The organism is Mycobacterium sp., assembly GCF_965229265.1.
Classification (GTDB): Bacteria; Actinomycetota; Actinomycetes; order Mycobacteriales; family Mycobacteriaceae; genus Mycobacterium.
In genome coordinates, this window is the sequence record NZ_CBDDIY010000011.1 from 719,472 (window position 1) to 736,626 (window position 17,155).

Below are 17,155 nucleotides of genomic sequence, written 5' to 3' on the forward strand. Positions count from 1 at the left end.
TGTGCCACGGGAGCCGTCCAATACGGTTGGCCGGTGAGTGATTTCGCGGCGGCCACCGGTGTCGGTTCATGGCCTGGTTCGGTGCCGCGGGAGGCCGCCGCGATCGTGGTCGGAGAACTGCACCAACTGCCACATCTGGTCGAGCTGCCCGATCGCGGAGTGGGCGCCGATCTGATCGGGCGGGCCGGCGCGCTGCTGGTCGATATCGCCATCGACACCGTGCCCCGCGGCTACCGCATCGCGGCCCGGCCCGGTGCGGTCACCCGCCGGGCGATCAGCCTGCTCGGCGAGGACATTGACGCCCTCGAGGAGGCCTGGGAGAAGGCCGGCGGGCCGGGCTCGCAGCGCTGCGTCAAGGTGCAGGCGCCGGGCCCGATCACGCTGGCCGCCCAACTGGAGCTGGCAGGAGGTCACCGGGCCCTCACCGATATGGGCGCCGTGCGGGACCTGAGCGCCTCGCTGGCCGAGGGTGTCGCACGGCATCGGGCCGAGGTGGCGCGGCGGCTGGCGACGACGGTCGTGGTGCAGTACGACGAGCCGTTGTTGTTCGCGGCGTTGGCGGGCCGGCTGACCGGGGTGACCGCGCTGAGTCCGGTACATCCGGTCGACGAGGCCGTGGCCATCGGGCTGATCGACGAGTGCGTGGCTGTTGCGGGTGCCGAGGTGCTGTTGCACAGCTGTGCGGCTGAGTTGCCGTGGAACATGTTGCGGCGCACCAGGATCAGTGCGATCTCGGTGGACGTGCAGACCCTGGCCGACGCGGATTGGGACGGCCTGGCCGAGTTCGTCGACATGGGCCGGACCGCGGTGCTGGGGTTGGTGCCGACGAGCGCGCCGCAGCGCCCGCCGTCGGCCGAGGAGGTGGCCACCGCGGCGGCCACGATCACCGACCGGCTCGGCTTCCCGCGTGCGGTGTTACGCGACCGCGTCGGGGTCAGCCCCGCGTGCGGACTGGCCGGCGCCAGCGCCGGATGGGCCCGCAGCGCGGTCGGTTTGGCCCAGCGCGCTGCCGACATCCTGGCCGAGGACCCCACCGCGATCTAGGCGCCGCCGGCATTGCCTACGTCCTGCGGGCTGGTCGTCAATCGTCATCGAGTGTGCCCTCATGGCTTCGACTGTGCGCTCAGGGCGGGAACAGCTCGGCCACGCCAGCCGTGGACGCACAGTCGACGCCCTGGACGCACACTCGGCCGAGCCGCGCCGGTGACGATGGTCAGCTGTCGAGCAGGCGCACCAGCCGCGCCGGGGCCTGCAGCCGGAACGAGGCGTCGACCAGCTCGGTGACTTCGGCCCAGTCGATCTCGGCGGCGTCGAAGTCCAGGCCCAACCAGCCGAACGGGCCCAGGTAGGCCGGGAAGAAGAACCGGGGGTCCTGCTGCAGGGCTTGGCGTTCGCTGTTGTCGACCTTGATCAGCAGCGCGTGGTCATACCGGGTCATCGGGCCGCCCGGGTTCTTGCGGCTCCCGCCGTAGACGGCGAACATCTTGGGTGCGCTGAATGTGGGACGGCCGTGGGAGATCTTCTCGGTCGCCTCCGGGAAGGCCAGTGCGATCGCACGCACGCGCGCCAGAACCGGGTCGCCGTCGTCGAACATGATCGGGTGCGGCATGGCACCAGACTGCCACGTCGGTGGCCTCGACTAGCCTGCGAGGGGTGGCTCCAGAGACATCCGATCCCGAGGCTGACCCCATCGATCCGGATGTGCGTCGGCGCTGGCAGGAGCTCGCCGACGAGGTGCGCGAGCATCAGTTCCGGTACTACATCAAGGACGCGCCGATCATCGCCGACGCGGACTTCGACAAGCTCTTCAACGAGCTGGCCGCCCTCGAGGAGCGCTACCCCGAGCTGCGGGTGCCCGACTCGCCGACCCAGCTGGTCGGGGGCGCCGGCTTCGCGACCGACTTCGCCGCGGCAGAGCATCTGGAGCGGATGCTGTCGCTGGACGACGTCTTCAACACCGACGAACTCATGGCCTGGTCAACCCGGGTGGAGACCGAGATCGGCCCGGCTCCGCAGTACCTGTGCGAGCTGAAGGTCGACGGGGTGGCCATCGCCCTGGTGTACCGCAACGGCAGGCTGGAGCGGGCGGCTACCCGCGGGGATGGCCGGGTCGGCGAGGACGTCACGCTCAACGCGCGGACCATCGACGATGTCCCGGAAAACCTCAGTGCCTCAGCAGAATTCCCGATTCCCGAAGTTCTGGAAGTGCGTGGCGAGGTGTTCTTCATGATCGCCGACTTCGAGAACCTCAACGCCAGCCTGGTCGCCGACGGCAAGGATCCCTTCGCCAATCCGCGCAACAGCGCCGCGGGCTCGCTGCGGCAGAAGAACCCGGCGGTGACCGCCCGCCGGCCGCTGCGGATGATCTGCCACGGGCTGGGCTACAGCGAGGGCTTCGAGCCGGCCACCCTGCACGACGCCTATTTCGCGTTGAAGGCCTGGGGTCTGCCGGTATCCGAGCACACCACGCGGGTGGCGGGTCTGGCCGCCGTCGAGGAGAAGATCGGGTTCTGGGGCGAGCGCCGGCACCAGATCGAGCACGAGATCGACGGCGTCGTGGTGAAGGTCGACGATTTCGCGCTGCAACGCCGCCTGGGCGCCACCTCACGGGCCCCGCGCTGGGCGGTGGCCTACAAGTACCCGCCCGAGGAGGCGCAGACCACGCTGCTCGACATCAAGGTCAACGTCGGACGCACCGGCCGGGTCACCCCGTTCGCAATCATGACACCGGTGCGCATCGCCGGATCGACCGTCGGCATGGCCACCCTGCACAACGGCTCTGAGGTCAAACGCAAGGGCGTGCTCATCGGCGACACGGTCATGATCCGCAAGGCCGGCGATGTGATTCCGGAGGTGCTCGGTCCCGTCGTCGACCTGCGTAACGGCACCGAGCGGGAATTCGTCATGCCCACCCACTGCCCGGAGTGCGGCACTCCGCTGGCCCCGGCCAAGGAGGGTGATGTCGACATCCGTTGCCCGAACGCCCGGTCCTGTCCCGCGCAACTGCGCGAGCGGGTGTTCCACCTGGCCGGGCGCGGCGGCCTGGACATCGAGGGGCTCGGCTACGAGGCCGCGACGGCCCTGCTGGAGGCCAAGGTCATCGGCGACGAGGGCGACCTGTTCACCCTGACTGCCGAGGACCTGCTGACCGCGGAGTTCTTCCGGACCAAGAATGGTGCGCTGTCGGCCAACGGCGCGCGGCTGCTGGCCAACCTGCAGCAGGCCAAGGACCGCCCGCTGTGGCGGATCCTGGTGGCGTTGTCCATCCGCCACGTCGGCCCCACCGCGGCCCGCGCGCTGGCTTCGGCGTTCGGCAGCCTCGAAGCCATCATGGCGGCCTCCGAGGAACAGCTCGCCGACGTCGAGGGGGTCGGTCCCACCATCGCCGCGGCGCTGGTGGAGTGGTTCGAGGTGGACTGGCACCGGGCGATCGTCGACAAGTGGCGCGCGGCCGGCGTCCGGATGGAGGACGAACGCGACAGCACCATCACCCCGACGCTGCAGGGCCTGTCGATCGTGGTCACCGGGTCGCTGCCGGGGTTCTCCCGCGACGAGGCCAAGGAGGCGATCATCACCCGCGGCGGCAAGGCCGTTGGCTCGGTGTCGAAGAAGACCTCGTTCGTCGTGGCCGGGGACTCGCCGGGCTCCAAATACGACAAGGCCGTCGAGCTCGGCGTGCCGATCCTCGACGAGGACGGGTTCCGCGCGTTGCTGGCGGACGGGCCCGGCCAATTCGGCGCAAGCCCGCCGACGGAGTAGGTCAGCGCAGAATCGTCGCGACGATGCCGGCCAGGTAGCCGAGCCGGGCCACTTCCGACGGGCGGAACAGTGGGCCGCCGGGCCGCCCGAGCAGCACCGCGGTCCGCGGGTCGCCCAGCGGGGCGGCGGCCAGCGTGGTGTCCATGTCCCGCCACACCTGCGGTACCCAGTCGGCCGTCCCGTCCAGCGCCTCGGCATGGGTGATCGGGAGCCACGGCGCCGACGTCGCCTGTGTCTCGGGTGCCCCGGGGCTGCCCACGATGCGCTGCAGCCCGGACTCCGACAGGTACGCCACCGTGCACCAGCCCACCCGCAGCACCCGCGGTGCCTCGTCGGCGAGCACCTGGAGCTTGGCCTGGCGGTCGGTGGCTGCGGCGATGTGGTCGATCAGTTCGAGCTCGCGGTGTGCTTCCAGCAGACCGGTGTGCGGCCGGATCGTGTCGACCCGCACCCCCTCGAGTCGCTCGGCAGCCGTGATCAGCATGTCGGGCATGGCGCCCTGCGGCAGTTCGACCACGAGGTCGTCGATCGCGTATCCGGATCCTCGCTCCACGACGTCGAGCGACAGGATGTCGGCGCCGACCGAGCCCAGGGCGACCGCGAGCGAGCCGAGGCTACCGGGCCGGTCGACCAGCTGGACCCGCAGCAGATACGAAGGCACGCGGACACTGTTGCACAGCCGCCCGGACTCAGCACCCTGGCAGTTTCGGCCGATCAGCCTCGCAGCCGGGCCACGCCCGGGGGCGGACGCGACCCGAATGAGACCCGAACCCGCACGTCAGCGTGGGTCAGCCGACCACGGGCGGGTGGACGGCGAGCAGTCCCACGGCACGCGCGTCCCGCTGCCATCTAGGCTTGGGCACCGTGTCCCAGATCTCCCGCGACGAGGTCGCCCGGCTGGCCAAGCTGGCCCGGCTGGCCCTGACCGACCACGAACTCGACAGCTTCGCCGGCCAGCTCGACGCGATCCTGGGGCATGTCAGCCAGATCCAGGCCGTCGATGTCACGGACGTGGCGCCAACTGGTAACCCGCTCAAGGCGGTGAATGTCACCCGGCACGACGTCGTTGTGCCGTGTTTGACCCAGGAGCAGGCGCTGGCCGAGGCGCCTGCCGCCATCGAGGGCCGGTTCGCTGTGCCGCAGATCCTCGGGGAGGAGCAGTGAGCGAGTTGATCCGCCTCGACGCGGCCACGTTGGGGGAGAAGATCGCGGCCAAGGAGGTGTCCTCGGTCGAAGTGACGCAGGCCTGCCTGGACCAGATCGCCGCCACCGACGAGCGCTACCACGCCTTCCTGCATGTCGCCGCCGACGAGGCGCTGGCCAGCGCCGCGCGTGTCGATGCCGCCGTGGCCGCCGGGGAGCAGCTGCCGTCGCCGCTGGCCGGGGTCCCGCTGGCGCTCAAGGACGTCTTCACCACCGCCGACATGCCGACGACCTGCGGGTCGAAGATCCTCGAGGGCTGGGTGTCGCCCTATGACGCCACCGTCACCGCCCGGGTACGGGCGGCCGGCATCCCGATCCTGGGCAAGACCAACATGGACGAGTTCGCGATGGGCAGCTCCACCGAGAACTCCGCCTATGGGCCGACCCGCAACCCGTGGGACACCGACCGGGTGCCCGGCGGGTCCGGTGGGGGCAGTGCGGCCGCACTGGCCGCATTCCAGGCTCCGCTGGCACTGGGCTCGGACACCGGCGGCTCGATCCGCCAGCCCGCGGCACTGACCGCGACGGTCGGGGTCAAGCCGACCTATGGGACGGTGTCGCGCTACGGGCTGGTGGCCTGCGCGTCGTCGCTGGATCAGGGCGGCCCGTGCGCGCGCACGGTGCTCGACACCGCGCTGCTGCACGCGGTGATCGCCGGGCACGATCCGCGCGACTCGACGTCGGTCGAGGCCCAGATTCCCGACGTCGTCGGCGCGGCCAGGGCCGGCGCAGCGGGGGACCTCACGGGTGTCCGAATCGGTGTCGTCAAGCAGCTCCGCAGCGGGGAGGGCTACCAGCCGGGCGTGCTGGCCTCGTTCAATGCCGCGGTCGACCAGCTCAGCGCGCTGGGAGCCGAGGTCAGCGAGGTCGACTGCCCGCACCTGGACTACTCGCTGTCGGCCTACTACCTGATCCTGCCCTCGGAGGTCTCGAGCAACCTGGCACGTTTCGACGCCATGCGTTACGGCCTGCGAGTCGGCGACGATGGCACCCACAGCGCCGAAGAGGTGATGGCACTGACCCGTGCTGCCGGGTTCGGCCCAGAAGTCAAGCGCCGCATCATGATCGGCACCTACGCGTTGTCGGCGGGCTATTACGACGCCTACTACAACCAGGCTCAGAAGGTCCGCACGCTGATCGCGGGCGACCTGGACGCCGCCTACCGATCCGTCGACGTCCTGGTGTCCCCGGCGACCCCGACCACCGCATTCCGGCTGGGGGAGAAGGTCGACGACCCGCTGGCGATGTACCTGTTCGACCTGTGCACGCTGCCGCTGAACCTGGCCGGGCACTGCGGAATGTCGGTGCCGTCGGGTCTGTCCGCCGACGACAATCTGCCGGTCGGGCTGCAGATCATGGCACCGCCGCTGGCCGACGACCGGCTCTACCGGGTGGGTGCTGCCTATGAGGCTGCCCGGAGTCCGCTGCCAACAGCGATCTGACGAGGCAGGATAGGGCCCATGCGCATTGGAGTACTCACCGGCGGCGGTGACTGTCCCGGCCTCAACGCGGTGATCCGTGCGGTCGTGCGGACCTGCGACGCCCGTTACGGATCCTCGGTCGTGGGCTTCCTCGACGGCTGGCGGGGCCTGCTGGAAGACCGCCGGATCCAACTGCACAACGACGACCGCAACAACCGGCTGCTGGCCAAGGGCGGGACCATGTTGGGCACCGCGCGGACCAACCCGGAGAAGCTGCGCGCCGGCCTCGACGACATCAAGCAGACGTTGGAGGACAACGGGATCGACGTGCTGATCCCGATCGGTGGGGAAGGCACGTTGACCGCCGCGCACTGGCTGTCCGAGGAGGGTGTCCCCGTCGTCGGCGTGCCGAAGACGATTGACAACGACATCGACTGCACCGACGTCACCTTCGGCCACGACACCGCGCTGCAGATCGCCACCGAAGCCATCGACCGGCTGCACAGCACCGCCGAGTCGCATCAGCGGGTGATGCTGGTCGAGGTGATGGGCCGCCACGCCGGCTGGATCGCGCTGAGCGCCGGGCTGGCCTCCGGTGCGCACATGACGCTGATCCCCGAGCAGCCCTTCGACGTCGAAGAGGTGTGCCGGCTGGTCAAGAAGCGCTTCCAGCGCGGTGAGTCGAGCTTCATCATCGTCGTCGCCGAGGGCGCCAAGCCCGCCGAGGGCACCATGGCGTTGCGCTCGGGTGGGGTCGACGAATTCGGCCACGAGCGTTTTACCGGGGTCGCCCAGCAGCTGGCCATCGAGGTCGAGAAGCGGATCAAGAAGGAAGTGCGGGTCACCGTGCTGGGTCACGTCCAGCGCGGCGGCACCCCGACCGCCTACGACCGGGTGCTGGCCACCCGGTTCGGTGTCAACGCCGCCGACGCCGCCCATGCCGGCGAGTACGGGATGATGGTGTCGCTGCGGGGTCAGGACATCGGTCGGGTGCCGCTGGCCGACGCCGTACGCCAGCTCAAGCTGGTGCCGCAGACCCGTTACGACGATGCGGCGGCGTTCTTCGGCTGATCGTGGTTGGCCGGCGGACCGGCCAGGATCGCGGTGACTGTGTCGAGGAGTTGCTCGATGACGTGCTCGGCATCGAGCGTGTCACCGCTGAGGGCGAGCAGTTGCTGGGTGCCGGGGATGTCACCGAGGACGTGGAACGTCAGTCCCATTGCCTGAGTCAGCCGGAAGTGCAGTGTCTCTGCAGGTGTCCCCGGATTCGCTTGCGCCAGTAAGGTATTGAAACGCTTAGCCTGCGGGGCGAAGCCGTCGGAGACTCGGGTCAGTGCCGGGTGGCCGGTGACAAGGATGCCGGCGATGAACCTCACCCACGAGGCGCCCCCGGAGCGAACCATGTCAGCGATGGGCTGGACGAACGCTGCGGCAAGGTTGTGCGGGTTGCATGCGGCGGCACCGCTTTCCAGCGCGTCCAGCAGGGGGGTGCGCCGGGCCGACACCTCTTCGCTGCGCTCGGCGATCAGCGCCTCGACCAAGGACTCCTTGGTGCCGAAGTGATAGTGCACCGATGCGACGTTGGTACCCGCTGCGGCGTTGACGGCGCGCAGCGAGACCGCGTCGATGCCGTGGGCGGCGAAGAGCCGTTCGGCGGCCAGGACCAGTCGATGTTTGGTCGGCATGTCGAGTTCGTGCGCAGCCAACAGCGACACATGAGCGGGGTCGGCGGGTGGACTCGCTGGCACTCGATGACCTTAGCCCTTCACCGAGGCACTGTCTTTCATCCGATTGAATCACTTGATAGAAACAGTTAGCGGTGTTAGGTTTCGGCCCGTGTCAGTAGACGAGACAGTGCGATTGGACGCGGTTGCGGCCTGGCTTGAACCGCGTCTGCAGAATGCCGCCGGGCTGACGCTGGCCCTCGGCGGAACACCCGGAAGCGGGTTCTCAGCGGAGACGACGATCCTGCTCGCCGAGTGGCGCGAGGGCGATGAGCCTCGTTCGGACCGGTTCGTGCTGCGCCGCGAGACGCCGGATCCGGCGGTCTACCCGGCACAGGCTCCCGGTCTGCAGGTCGAGGTCGACCTCCAATACCGCATCATGCGCGCCGTCGCCGCAGCCTCGGATCTGCCGCTCGCGCCCCTGTTGGGCTACGAGTCCGACCCGGCGGTGCTCGGCTCGCCGTTCTTCGTCATGGGTTTCATCGACGGGGTGGTGCCCATCGAGAACCCGATGTACACCCTGGAGGGTTTCTTCACCGAGATCTCGCCCGAGCAGCGCCGGTCGATGATCACCGACGGCATCCGGATGCTCGCGGCGGTGCACACCATCGACTGGCGTGCTGCGGGACTGAACTGGTTGGTTCCCACCGGTGAGGAGCCGACAACCGAACGCCAGTTGGGCATCTGGCAGAGGTACGCCGCGGACGCACTCCGCGGCCGCGAGCACCCCCTGCTTGATCGTGCCTTCGCCTGGCTGCGGACGAACCTACCCGCCGGGTCGTCGGCGGCGCTGTGTTGGGGTGATCCGCGACCGGGCAACATCATCTGGAAGGACCACCGCGCCGCCTGCGTGACGGACTGGGAGGCGGCCTACATCGGAGCTCCCGAACTGGACCTGGGCTGGTGGTTGATGTTCGACCGTTGGGCGCACGAGGCATCGGGCATCACTGAGCGCGCCGAGGGCGATCTGACGCGCGAGGAGCAGGTCGCGCTCTACGAACAGTTCACCGGTCGGTCCGTCGGCGCCACTGGCTGGTACGAGGTATTCGCCGCGGCCCGTTACGCGGCGATCGTGGTGCAGGTGATGAACCGGTGGGTCGATCGCGGCGACCTCCCGGCTGACCACACCTTGTGGATCGACAACCCGGTGGTGCCATGTCTCGCGTCGTTGATGGCAGAAATCGAGTGACCGAAACTCCTGCGGCGCAGCCATATCCGGTCGGTCCCGCTGACGACGAATTCCACCCGCCGACCAATGACGATCCGTTCTGGACCGAGACCTGCTGGTTCACGTTCAGCGTCCCGGAACGTCGGCTGTCGGGCCAGCTGTACCCGTTCTTTCGGCCCAATCAGGGGGTGCTGGCTGCTGGCGTCTACGTCTGGGACGACCGCGGTCACCAGATGTGGAATTGCCGGTACGCCAAGAACTTCTGGCACCTGCCGATCCCCGATCAGCCGCTCTCCGATATCGCACTGCCGAACGGTATTCGCTACCGCGCGACCACACCGCTGCACGAATATCAGATCGGGTTCGATGACCCCGACGGCGACGACCTGCACATCGACCTCACCTTCACTTCGGTAGCCCGGCCGAACATCTTGATGGATTCCCACCTGGACCAGCCAGGCCGGTACCGCGGCACGATCGTGCTCGACGGCGAGGAGATCCGGGTCGACTCCTACGGCTTTCGTGACCGGTCCTGGGGTCCTCGCTCACAATTCGGCGACACCATGCACGGGGCGGCCAACGGTGGCTACAGCTACGCCACCGCATCGGAGCGCGACGGCTTCCATGCCATCACGATGAACTTCGGCGGTACCTGTCTGGGAATCCACGGCTACGTGGTGCGCGACGGGGTGTGGTCGAAGTTGGTGAGCGCGACCCGTGAGGTCGTAGACCGCGATCCCGACACCGGCCTCCCGCACCGGGTGGTGCTGGACCTCGTCGACGAGATGGGCCGGGATCTGCATGCCGAGGGCTCCTGCCACAACGGGATCGTGCTACCGCTCAATCCCAACCTCCTGACGATGAACTGTCTGACCGAGTGGACCTTTGACGGGATCACCGCGTTCGGTGAGGACCACGACAACTACTCGGCCGCGTCGCTGCGCCGGTTCATCCGCGCCCACCACGGCTGGTCATGACCGAGCTGGCAGGAACCCGCCTGCTCATCGTCGGCGCCTCGTCCGGCATAGGACGTGAACTCGGTATGCAAGCCGTCCGGGCCGGCGCGTCCGTGGCGTTCGCGGCTCGCCGAATCGACCTGGTCGCGGCTGCCGCGGCCGAGGCCGGCGGCGGTTCGGTCGGCTTGAGATGCGATGTGCGAGACGCGTCGGCATGCCAGTCGGTGGTGGACGACGCTGTGGCCGCACTCGGCGGCCTCGACGCGCTGGTGTACTGCACGGCCATCGACGTGCTGGTGCGCATCGACGAGGCCGACGCCGCCACCTGGGCCGACACCTTCTCGACCAATGTGACCGGGGCGGCCCTGGTGACCGCGGCAGCTCTGCAGCACCTCCGCGAGTCGAAGGGGCGGGCGGTCTACGTGTCGGCATCCTCGGTCGAGCGGCCCCTGCCCGGCATGGGGGTGTACGCGGCCAGCAAGTCGGCGCTCGAGACGATGGTGCGCGCCTGGCAGGCCGAACATCCCGACCTGTGTTTCACCAGCGTGCGAATCGGTTCGGCGTTCGGTACCGGCGTGACCGATTCCTGGGATAACGACCTGCTCATGGAGTTGGCGACGGGGTGGCTCGATCGAGGTTATGTGCACGACAACGGTCCGGGCGGGCCGATGACCGTCCTTCAGGCCGCTTCGGCGATCCTGACCGTCCTGACGTCTCCGGTGTGGCTGCGCGAGCTGACTGCGGTGTCGGATCCGGGTCGGGAGAACTACCAGTTCTGATCACCCGAGGGTGGTCGGGAAACACGCTGCGCAACGGGGTGGACGGTACCCTGCGCGGCGCATCGATGCATGGCCCCGGCTGCCTCCCGGGGTATCGGCGGGCCGACCCGAATAGGATTGACCCATGACTTCCGTGGCTGCCGAACTAGTTGACTACGACGATGTCATCGCGTCGTACGACCCGGTGCTCGGTCTGGAGGTGCACGTCGAGCTGTCGACGGCCACCAAGATGTTCTGCCCCTGCTCCACGACGTTCGGCGCCGAGCCCAACACCCAGGTCTGCCCGGTGTGCCTCGGGCTGCCGGGTGCGCTGCCGGTGCTCAACGCCGCCGCCGTCGAGTCGGCCATCCGCATCGGGCTGGCGCTGAACTGCCAGATCGCGCCGTGGTGCCGCTTCGCGCGGAAGAACTACTTCTATCCCGACCAACCGAAGAACTACCAGATCTCGCAGTACGACGAACCGATCGCGTTCGACGGTTACCTCGAGGTCCCGCTGGACGACGGCAGCACCTTCCGGGTCGCCATCGAGCGTGCCCACATGGAAGAGGACACCGGCAAGCTCACTCACGTCGGCAGTGATAGCGGCCGCATCCACGGGGCGACCACCTCGCTGCTGGACGTCAACCGCGCCGGGGTTCCGCTGATCGAGATCGTCACCAAGCCCATCGAAGGCGCCGGGGAGCGCGCGCCAGAGGTGGCCCGCGCCTACGTGACCGCGCTGCGGGACCTGTTGCGCGCCTTGGATGTCTCCGATGTGCGGATGGACCAGGGATCGTTGCGCTGCGACGCCAACGTGTCACTGCGCCCGATCGGGCAGGCCGAGTTCGGCACCCGGACCGAGACCAAGAACGTCAACTCGCTCAAGAGCGTCGAGGTCGCCGTCCGCTACGAAATGCGCCGCCAGGCAGCCATTCTCGACACCGGCGGCAGAATCCACCAGGAGACCCGGCATTTCCATGAGGACGGCTACACCTCGCCGGGCCGCGACAAGGAAACAGCCGAGGACTATCGCTACTTCCCCGAGCCCGACCTGGAACCGGTGGCGCCGAGCGCGGAACTCGTGGACCGGCTGCGCGGCACCATTCCGGAGCTTCCGTGGCTGGCGCGCAAGCGGATTCAGCAGGATTGGGGAATCTCCGACGAGGTCATGCGTGACCTGGTCAACGCCGGCGCCATCGACCTGGTGGCCGCGACAGTCGCACACGGCGCCAGCAGCGAATCCGCCCGTGCCTGGTGGGGCAACTTCCTGGTCCAGAAGGCCAACGAGGTCGGGGTCGAGCTTGACGCGCTGGGCATCACACCGGCGCAGGTCGCCAAGGTGGTGGCACTGGTCGACGAGGGCAAGCTGTCGAACAAGCTGGCCCGTCAGGTCGTCGAAGGAGTGCTTGCCGGCGAGGGCGAACCCGAGCAGGTGATGGCCGGTCGCGGGCTGGCACTGGTGCGCGACGACTCGTTGATCCAGGCCGCCATCAATGAAGCTCTCGAGGCTCAACCCGACGTCGCCGAGAAGATCCGCGGCGGCAAGGTCCAGGCTGCCGGTGCGATCGTCGGTGCGGTGATGAAGGCCACCAAGGGGCAGGCCGACGCCGCCCGGGTGCGTGAGCTCGTCATGGCTGCTTGCGGCCAGGCGGTTTAGGCCCAGTATGGCGGCCTGCGGCCAGAGCTAGGTCGGTTTAGGCGCTGAGCCGGGTGCGGTCGATCCACCAGCGCTCGTGCAGGCGCCGACATCGGTATGCCGTCAACGGCTCGGAGCAGTCGTATCGGTCCTGCACCGCCGCTGCGCCGGCGAACTCGCGGCTGCGGATGCCGTAACTGGTGACCACGATCGTGGCCAGGCCCGCCGACCGCGCGGTATGGAACCCGGCGGTGGAGTGCTCGACGGCCATCGCGCCGGCCGGGCGCACGCCCAACTCGTGCAGTGCCCGGTGATACACCTCGGGATCGGGTTTGGGGCGCGCCACGTCGTCGCCGGTGATCATCACCTCGACCACGCCGTCCCCGATCAGCTGCCGCACCAGCGGTTCGATGCGGGCCCGCTGGTCGGCGGCGGTGATGCCGACCCGGATGTGGTCGCAGTGCAGGCTCCAGATCAGCTCACGGAACATGACCGCGTCCTGCTCGGAGGCACCGCGCCGGGCGTCGAAGTCGAAGATGACGGCCTCGAGCGCGGGCACGTCGGTGTGCGCGCAGCGAGCCCGGTCCCACCAGAACGTACGGCTCCGGGGAAGGGTGTCCAGCGTTGCCACCACGCGGGCAGTATGGACCCGCCGAGGGGGTTCGGGCATCCCCCGATCAGGGGATTGGCGGGCCGGGATCTCCCCCCGAGGTCATCCGGTGGCGGCCAGCACGTGATGCAGCAGCAGCATCTGGGTGATGGCCAGCGGGGTGCTGCGCTCGTCGGCCCCAATCCGGCCGAGCGCCCCGGGTGGCGCCGAGCCGTCCTGGCCAAGGGCGTGCCAGACCATCTTCTCGGCGGTGGCCCGGTCCTCCGGGCTGGTATAGCCGTGCACGTGCACACTGTCGACCGGCCGCCCGTCGTAGTCGCGGGCCAACCGCATATGGATCGTCGGGGCCATGCCCGGCTGCAGCGCGTCGGAGAGATCGGGCTGGCCGATGGTGGTGCGCATCAGGACCGACGCCGACAGCGGGGTGTCGGGCGGGTCATCGCGGGCCTCGATCGGGGCGAAGCGGACGACGATGTCGGCGTGGGCCCGCTGCGGGCGGATGAAGGCCGCCGACTCCGATTCCCGCTCCATCAGTTCGGCCAGCACCTGCTCTTCGGTGTAGCCGCGGGTGCTGGTGTCGCGGGTGATCTTCCAGGTCCGGCGGATGTGCTCGGGCGGATCCAGGTAGACGGTGACGTCGAAGCAGGCGCGGGCGAGCTTGCTGTGCAGGGGTAGCAACCCCTCGACGATGATGACCTCGGTCGGCTCGACCAGTTGCGGTCGGATCAGCCGGCCGGTGCTGTGGTCGTAGACCGGCTTGAGGATCGGCTGCCCGGTGGCCAGCAGCTGCAGGTGCTGGGCCAGGATCGCCAGGTGGTGGCAGTCGGGATGTAGCGCGGTGAACGGCTGATGGGCCCGCTCGTAGCGGTCGTAGCGGTGGTAGTCGTCGGTCGAGAGCATGGTGCACCGGTCGGGGCCGAGGGCATCGACGATGCCCTGGGCCACCGTGGACTTCCCGGCGGCGCTGTCCCCGGCGATCGCCAGCAACACCGGCCGGCGCCGGTCGGTACGCGAGGCGCGACGAATCCGAATCATCCTGTCAGCCATTGACATCCGGCGTGACGCCGATCGGGCGGCCAAGGGTTCGCAGGGCGGCGTTGGCCACCCCGGCCGCCGACAGGCCGAGGTGTTCGGCGACCTGCGGGCCGGGACCACTCTCGCCGAAGCGACTGATCCCGACAACGGTATCGGCCGGCCCGGCGATCGCTCGCCACCCGGTGGGCACCCCCGCCTCGATCCACACCACCGGAACATCGGGCCACCGTCTGGTTCCCTCGCGGATCGCCTGCTCGAAGCGTTCGCGGCACATCACCGACGCGACCGCGGAATTCACCCCGTACCCGGTCAGCAGATCGGCGGCCTGCAGGGCCAGCGCCACTTCGGAGCCGGAGGCGGCCAGCATGATGTCGGCCGGACCGGGTGCCGCCCGGACCGTGCGTGCACCGCAGGCGCGGACGTCGTCGAGGTCGTCGGCGCCGAGCACCGGCAGGTCCTGACGGGACAGGACCAAGGCCGTCGGCCCATCCAGGGTGGTGCTCGCCAGCTCCCAGGCCAGCGCGGTCTCGGCCGCGTCCGCCGGACGCAGCACCGTCAGCCCGGGGATCAGGCGCAGCGATTCCAACTGCTCGATCGGCTGGTGGGTCGGGCCGTCCTCGCCGACGTGCACCGAATCGTGGGTGAACACGTAGATGACCGGCAGTCGCATCAGCGCCGAAAGCCGAAGCGCCGGGCGCAGATAGTCGGCGAACACCAGGAAGGTGCTGCCGAACGGCCGTAGACCGCCGTGCAGTGCGATGCCGTTCATCACCGCGGCCATGGCGTGTTCGCGGATCCCGAAGTGGACTGTGCGCCCGGCGTAGTCGCCGGGGGCGACGTCCCCGCCGGGAATCGCGGTGTTGGTCGACGCCGCGAGATCGGCCGAGCCGCCGATCAGTCCCGGGTAGGTCTCGGCCAGTGCGGTCAATGCAGCCCCAGATGCCTTGCGGGTGGCCATCTTCGAGCCGGGTGCCAAACTGGCTAGCTCGGCGAGGACCTCGGTGCCCGTAGGCGCGGGAACACTGTCGAGTGGGAAGTACTGGGCTAAACCGGGATTGGCGGCCGCCCAGTCGGTATGCACCCCCTCCCACACGGCGCGGGCGGCCCCGCCCTGTGCGGCGGCCGCCGAGGCGGTGGCGGTGACCGACGGCGGCACGTAGAACTGCGCGTCGGGCCAGTCCAGTCGTGCCCGCATCGCGGCGAGCGTCTCGGGGCCCAGCGGGCTGCCGTGCGCCTTCGGGGTGCCTTCGACACCGGGAGCGCCGTCGCCGATGGTGGTCCTCACCCGGATGAAGGTGGGCCGGTCCTCGTTTTTCCGCGCCCGGGCGAAAGCGCGGTCCAGGGCCGGCACGTCGTTGCCGTCCTCGACGGCCTGCACGTGCCATCCGTAGGCGGCGAACCGGGCTTCGACGTCGTCGGCGCAACTTCGCTGCGCCGGACCGTCGATGGTGATGTCGTTGTCGTCGAAGATCACCGCCAGCTTGCCCAGCCCGAGGCGCCCGGCCAGGGATGCCGCCTCGTGGCTGATGCCTTCCATCAGGCAGCCGTCGCCGGCGAGCACCCACACCCGGTGGTCGACCACGGTGTGCTCGTCGGTGTTGCACCGTGCGGCGAGCATCCGCTCGGCCAGCGCCATGCCGACGGCGTTGGCCAGACCCTGCCCCAACGGTCCGGTGGTGGTCTCCACGCCGGGGGTGTGGCCGTACTCGGGGTGGCCGGGAGTGGCCGAGCCCAGCTGGCGGAACCGGCGTAGTTCGCTGACCGGCATGTCGTAGCCGAACACGTGCAACAGGGCGTAGAGCAGCATCGAGCCGTGCCCGGCGGACAGGACGAACCGATCCCGGTCCGGCCACTGCGGATTCGCGGGGTCATGGCGCAGGTGCCGGGACCACAGCGTCCAGCCGATCCCGGCCGCCCCCAGCGGTAGCCCGGGATGGCCGCTGTTGGCTGCCTGCACACCGTCGGCGGCGAGGAACCGCAGGGTGTTGACGGCCAGCAGATCGAGCTCGCTGGTGCGGGTCTGATCCTCGATTCGGTTGGGTGCCATAGTCATCGCAGCACCAGCCGCTCGGTTGCGGCTGCGCGCAGCTCGGCGGTGCGCTCAGCCATGGTGCCGGGTCCGCTGAACAGTGCTGAGCCGGCGCAGAACACGTCGGCTCCGGCGGCGGCCGCGGCGCCGATGGTGCCCGGGCCGATGCCGCCGTCGACCTCCAGTTCGATATCGGCGGAGCGGCGGTCGATTTCAGTGCGGGCAGCGCTGATCTTGGCTTCCATGCTGGCGAGGTAGCGCTGACCGCCGAAGCCGGGATTGACCGTCATCACCAGCAGCAGGTCGGTCAGGTCGAGCACGTTGACGACGGCCTCCAGTGGTGTGGCCGGGTTGAGGGCCACGCCCGCGCGGGCACCAAGATCCCTTATCTGCGAAAGGGTTCGATGCAGATGGCGGCAGGCCTCGGCGTGCACGATGACGATCTCGCAGCCCGCCTCGACCCAGCGGTGCAGCATCGGGTCGGGGTCGTCGACCATCAGATGTGCCTCGAAGCCGATCGTGGTGCGGTCGCGGTTGGCGGCGATGACGTCGGGGCCGAAGGTCAGGTTCGGGACGAACGAGCCGTCCATCACATCCCATTGGATGCGGTCGACGCCGGCCTTCTCGATCGCCGCGACGTCGCGGCCCAGCTCGGCGAAGTTGGCCGGCAGCACCGATGCCACCACCTTCGGCGCCGGCATCGTCGTCACGGTCATCGGGCTTACCTCCTTGTGTTTGGCCAGATGGTAGGGCGGCCGAACCGGGCCTGATGTCCCCCGAAGGGGGGACCGATCGAGTTAAGTGACCGGGGATGAAAGGTCCGGTGCCTTATCGTGGTCGCATGACCGCCGGCGAC

16 protein-coding genes are annotated in these 17,155 nt (G+C 69.2%); 9 read left to right on the top strand and 7 right to left on the bottom strand.

The window, feature by feature from the left end; translation table 11 throughout:
• Positions 1-33 precede the first annotated feature (33 nt).
• The gene (locus tag ADBZ9K_RS15955; protein ID WP_526622071.1) at positions 34-1,044 is read left to right on the top strand and encodes a uroporphyrinogen decarboxylase/cobalamine-independent methonine synthase family protein; all 1,011 of its coding nucleotides are present in this window, start codon (positions 34-36) and stop codon (positions 1,042-1,044) included.
• 169 nt (positions 1,045-1,213) lie between these two features.
• Here ADBZ9K_RS15955 and ADBZ9K_RS15960 read toward each other — a convergent pair whose 3' ends face one another.
• Positions 1,214-1,609, bottom strand: coding sequence for an MmcQ/YjbR family DNA-binding protein (locus ADBZ9K_RS15960; RefSeq protein ID WP_526622073.1), 396 nt, complete (start codon positions 1,607-1,609; stop codon positions 1,214-1,216).
• A gap of 44 nt (positions 1,610-1,653) precedes the next feature.
• Between ADBZ9K_RS15960 and ligA the strand changes: the two genes are divergently transcribed.
• Positions 1,654-3,759, top strand: a complete 2,106-nt coding sequence (gene ligA / locus ADBZ9K_RS15965; RefSeq protein WP_526622074.1) for an NAD-dependent DNA ligase LigA — start codon at positions 1,654-1,656, stop codon at positions 3,757-3,759.
• 1 nt (position 3,760) lies between these two features.
• On the opposite strand, the gene ADBZ9K_RS15970 is transcribed toward ligA, so the two are convergent.
• Positions 3,761-4,420 (bottom strand): ACT domain-containing protein, encoded by a 660-nt coding sequence (locus ADBZ9K_RS15970; RefSeq protein WP_526622076.1) that lies wholly within the window; start codon positions 4,418-4,420, stop codon positions 3,761-3,763.
• A 203-nt stretch (positions 4,421-4,623) separates the two neighbouring features.
• Here ADBZ9K_RS15970 and gatC point away from each other — a divergent pair, with 203 nt between their 5' ends.
• From gatC to ADBZ9K_RS15985, 3 genes are read left to right on the top strand one after another with little or no spacing between them, the layout of a single operon-like run.
• Positions 4,624-4,923 carry an Asp-tRNA(Asn)/Glu-tRNA(Gln) amidotransferase subunit GatC gene (gene gatC / locus ADBZ9K_RS15975; RefSeq protein WP_526622077.1) on the top strand — a complete coding sequence of 100 codons (300 nt, stop codon included), beginning with the start codon at positions 4,624-4,626 and terminating at the stop codon, positions 4,921-4,923.
• Positions 4,920-6,404 carry an Asp-tRNA(Asn)/Glu-tRNA(Gln) amidotransferase subunit GatA gene (gene gatA, locus ADBZ9K_RS15980; protein ID WP_526622079.1) on the top strand — a complete coding sequence of 495 codons (1,485 nt, stop codon included), beginning with the start codon at positions 4,920-4,922 and terminating at the stop codon, positions 6,402-6,404. The genes gatC and gatA overlap by 4 nt, the downstream gene beginning before the upstream one ends.
• An 18-nt stretch (positions 6,405-6,422) precedes the next feature.
• Positions 6,423-7,454, top strand: a complete 1,032-nt coding sequence (locus ADBZ9K_RS15985; protein WP_526622081.1) for a 6-phosphofructokinase — start codon at positions 6,423-6,425, stop codon at positions 7,452-7,454.
• Here the strand turns inward: ADBZ9K_RS15985 and ADBZ9K_RS15990 are convergent.
• Positions 7,424-8,131: a TetR/AcrR family transcriptional regulator gene (locus tag ADBZ9K_RS15990; protein ID WP_526622083.1), complete on the bottom strand. Its 708-nt coding sequence runs from the start codon at positions 8,129-8,131 to the stop codon at positions 7,424-7,426. The two genes, ADBZ9K_RS15985 and ADBZ9K_RS15990, sit on opposite strands and share 31 nt — an antisense overlap.
• A gap of 88 nt (positions 8,132-8,219) precedes the next feature.
• On the opposite strand from ADBZ9K_RS15990, the gene ADBZ9K_RS15995 reads away from it, so the two are divergent.
• The 4 genes from ADBZ9K_RS15995 to gatB all read left to right on the top strand — a co-directional run bounded on the left by ADBZ9K_RS15995 (position 8,220) and on the right by gatB (position 12,646).
• Positions 8,220-9,296 carry a phosphotransferase family protein gene (locus ADBZ9K_RS15995; RefSeq protein WP_526622085.1) on the top strand — a complete coding sequence of 359 codons (1,077 nt, stop codon included), beginning with the start codon at positions 8,220-8,222 and terminating at the stop codon, positions 9,294-9,296.
• The gene (locus ADBZ9K_RS16000; RefSeq protein ID WP_526622086.1) at positions 9,293-10,252 is read left to right on the top strand and encodes a DUF7064 domain-containing protein; all 960 of its coding nucleotides are present in this window, start codon (positions 9,293-9,295) and stop codon (positions 10,250-10,252) included. The genes ADBZ9K_RS15995 and ADBZ9K_RS16000 overlap by 4 nt, the downstream gene beginning before the upstream one ends.
• A complete protein-coding gene (locus ADBZ9K_RS16005; protein WP_526622088.1) occupies positions 10,249-11,010 on the top strand; it encodes an SDR family oxidoreductase in 762 nt (253 codons plus the stop codon). Before ADBZ9K_RS16000 ends, ADBZ9K_RS16005 begins: the two co-directional genes overlap by 4 nt.
• A 124-nt stretch (positions 11,011-11,134) precedes the next feature.
• The gene (gene gatB / locus ADBZ9K_RS16010; protein WP_526622090.1) at positions 11,135-12,646 is read left to right on the top strand and encodes an Asp-tRNA(Asn)/Glu-tRNA(Gln) amidotransferase subunit GatB; all 1,512 of its coding nucleotides are present in this window, start codon (positions 11,135-11,137) and stop codon (positions 12,644-12,646) included.
• 37 nt (positions 12,647-12,683) lie between these two features.
• On the opposite strand, the gene ADBZ9K_RS16015 is transcribed toward gatB, so the two are convergent.
• The 4 genes from ADBZ9K_RS16015 to rpe all read right to left on the bottom strand — a co-directional run bounded on the left by ADBZ9K_RS16015 (position 12,684) and on the right by rpe (position 17,015).
• Entirely contained in the window at positions 12,684-13,259 is a 576-nt protein-coding gene (locus tag ADBZ9K_RS16015) for an HAD family hydrolase (protein WP_526622092.1), read from the bottom strand.
• A gap of 78 nt (positions 13,260-13,337) precedes the next feature.
• Positions 13,338-14,282, bottom strand: coding sequence for a phosphoribulokinase (locus tag ADBZ9K_RS16020; RefSeq protein ID WP_526622094.1), 945 nt, complete (start codon positions 14,280-14,282; stop codon positions 13,338-13,340).
• Positions 14,275-16,323, bottom strand: coding sequence for a transketolase (gene tkt / locus ADBZ9K_RS16025; protein ID WP_526622096.1), 2,049 nt, complete (start codon positions 16,321-16,323; stop codon positions 14,275-14,277). Before tkt ends, ADBZ9K_RS16020 begins: the two co-directional genes overlap by 8 nt.
• Positions 16,320-17,015: a ribulose-phosphate 3-epimerase gene (rpe, locus tag ADBZ9K_RS16030; RefSeq protein WP_526622098.1), complete on the bottom strand. Its 696-nt coding sequence runs from the start codon at positions 17,013-17,015 to the stop codon at positions 16,320-16,322. The genes tkt and rpe overlap by 4 nt, the downstream gene beginning before the upstream one ends.
• Positions 17,016-17,155: the final 140 nt, after the last annotated feature.

Excerpts from the sequence above, each read along its gene's own strand:
- ADBZ9K_RS15960 (WP_526622073.1), bottom strand. The coding sequence starts at position 1,609 with ATGCCGCACCCGATCATGTTCGACGACGGCGACCCGGTTCTGGCGCGC.
- ADBZ9K_RS15985 (WP_526622081.1), top strand. The coding sequence starts at position 6,423 with ATGCGCATTGGAGTACTCACCGGCGGCGGTGACTGTCCCGGCCTCAAC.
- ADBZ9K_RS16005 (WP_526622088.1), top strand. The coding sequence starts at position 10,249 with ATGACCGAGCTGGCAGGAACCCGCCTGCTCATCGTCGGCGCCTCGTCC.
- gatB (WP_526622090.1), top strand. The coding sequence starts at position 11,135 with ATGACTTCCGTGGCTGCCGAACTAGTTGACTACGACGATGTCATCGCG.
- ADBZ9K_RS16020 (WP_526622094.1), bottom strand. The coding sequence starts at position 14,282 with ATGGCTGACAGGATGATTCGGATTCGTCGCGCCTCGCGTACCGACCGG.
- tkt (WP_526622096.1), bottom strand. The coding sequence starts at position 16,323 with ATGACTATGGCACCCAACCGAATCGAGGATCAGACCCGCACCAGCGAG.
- rpe (WP_526622098.1), bottom strand. The coding sequence starts at position 17,015 with ATGACCGTGACGACGATGCCGGCGCCGAAGGTGGTGGCATCGGTGCTG.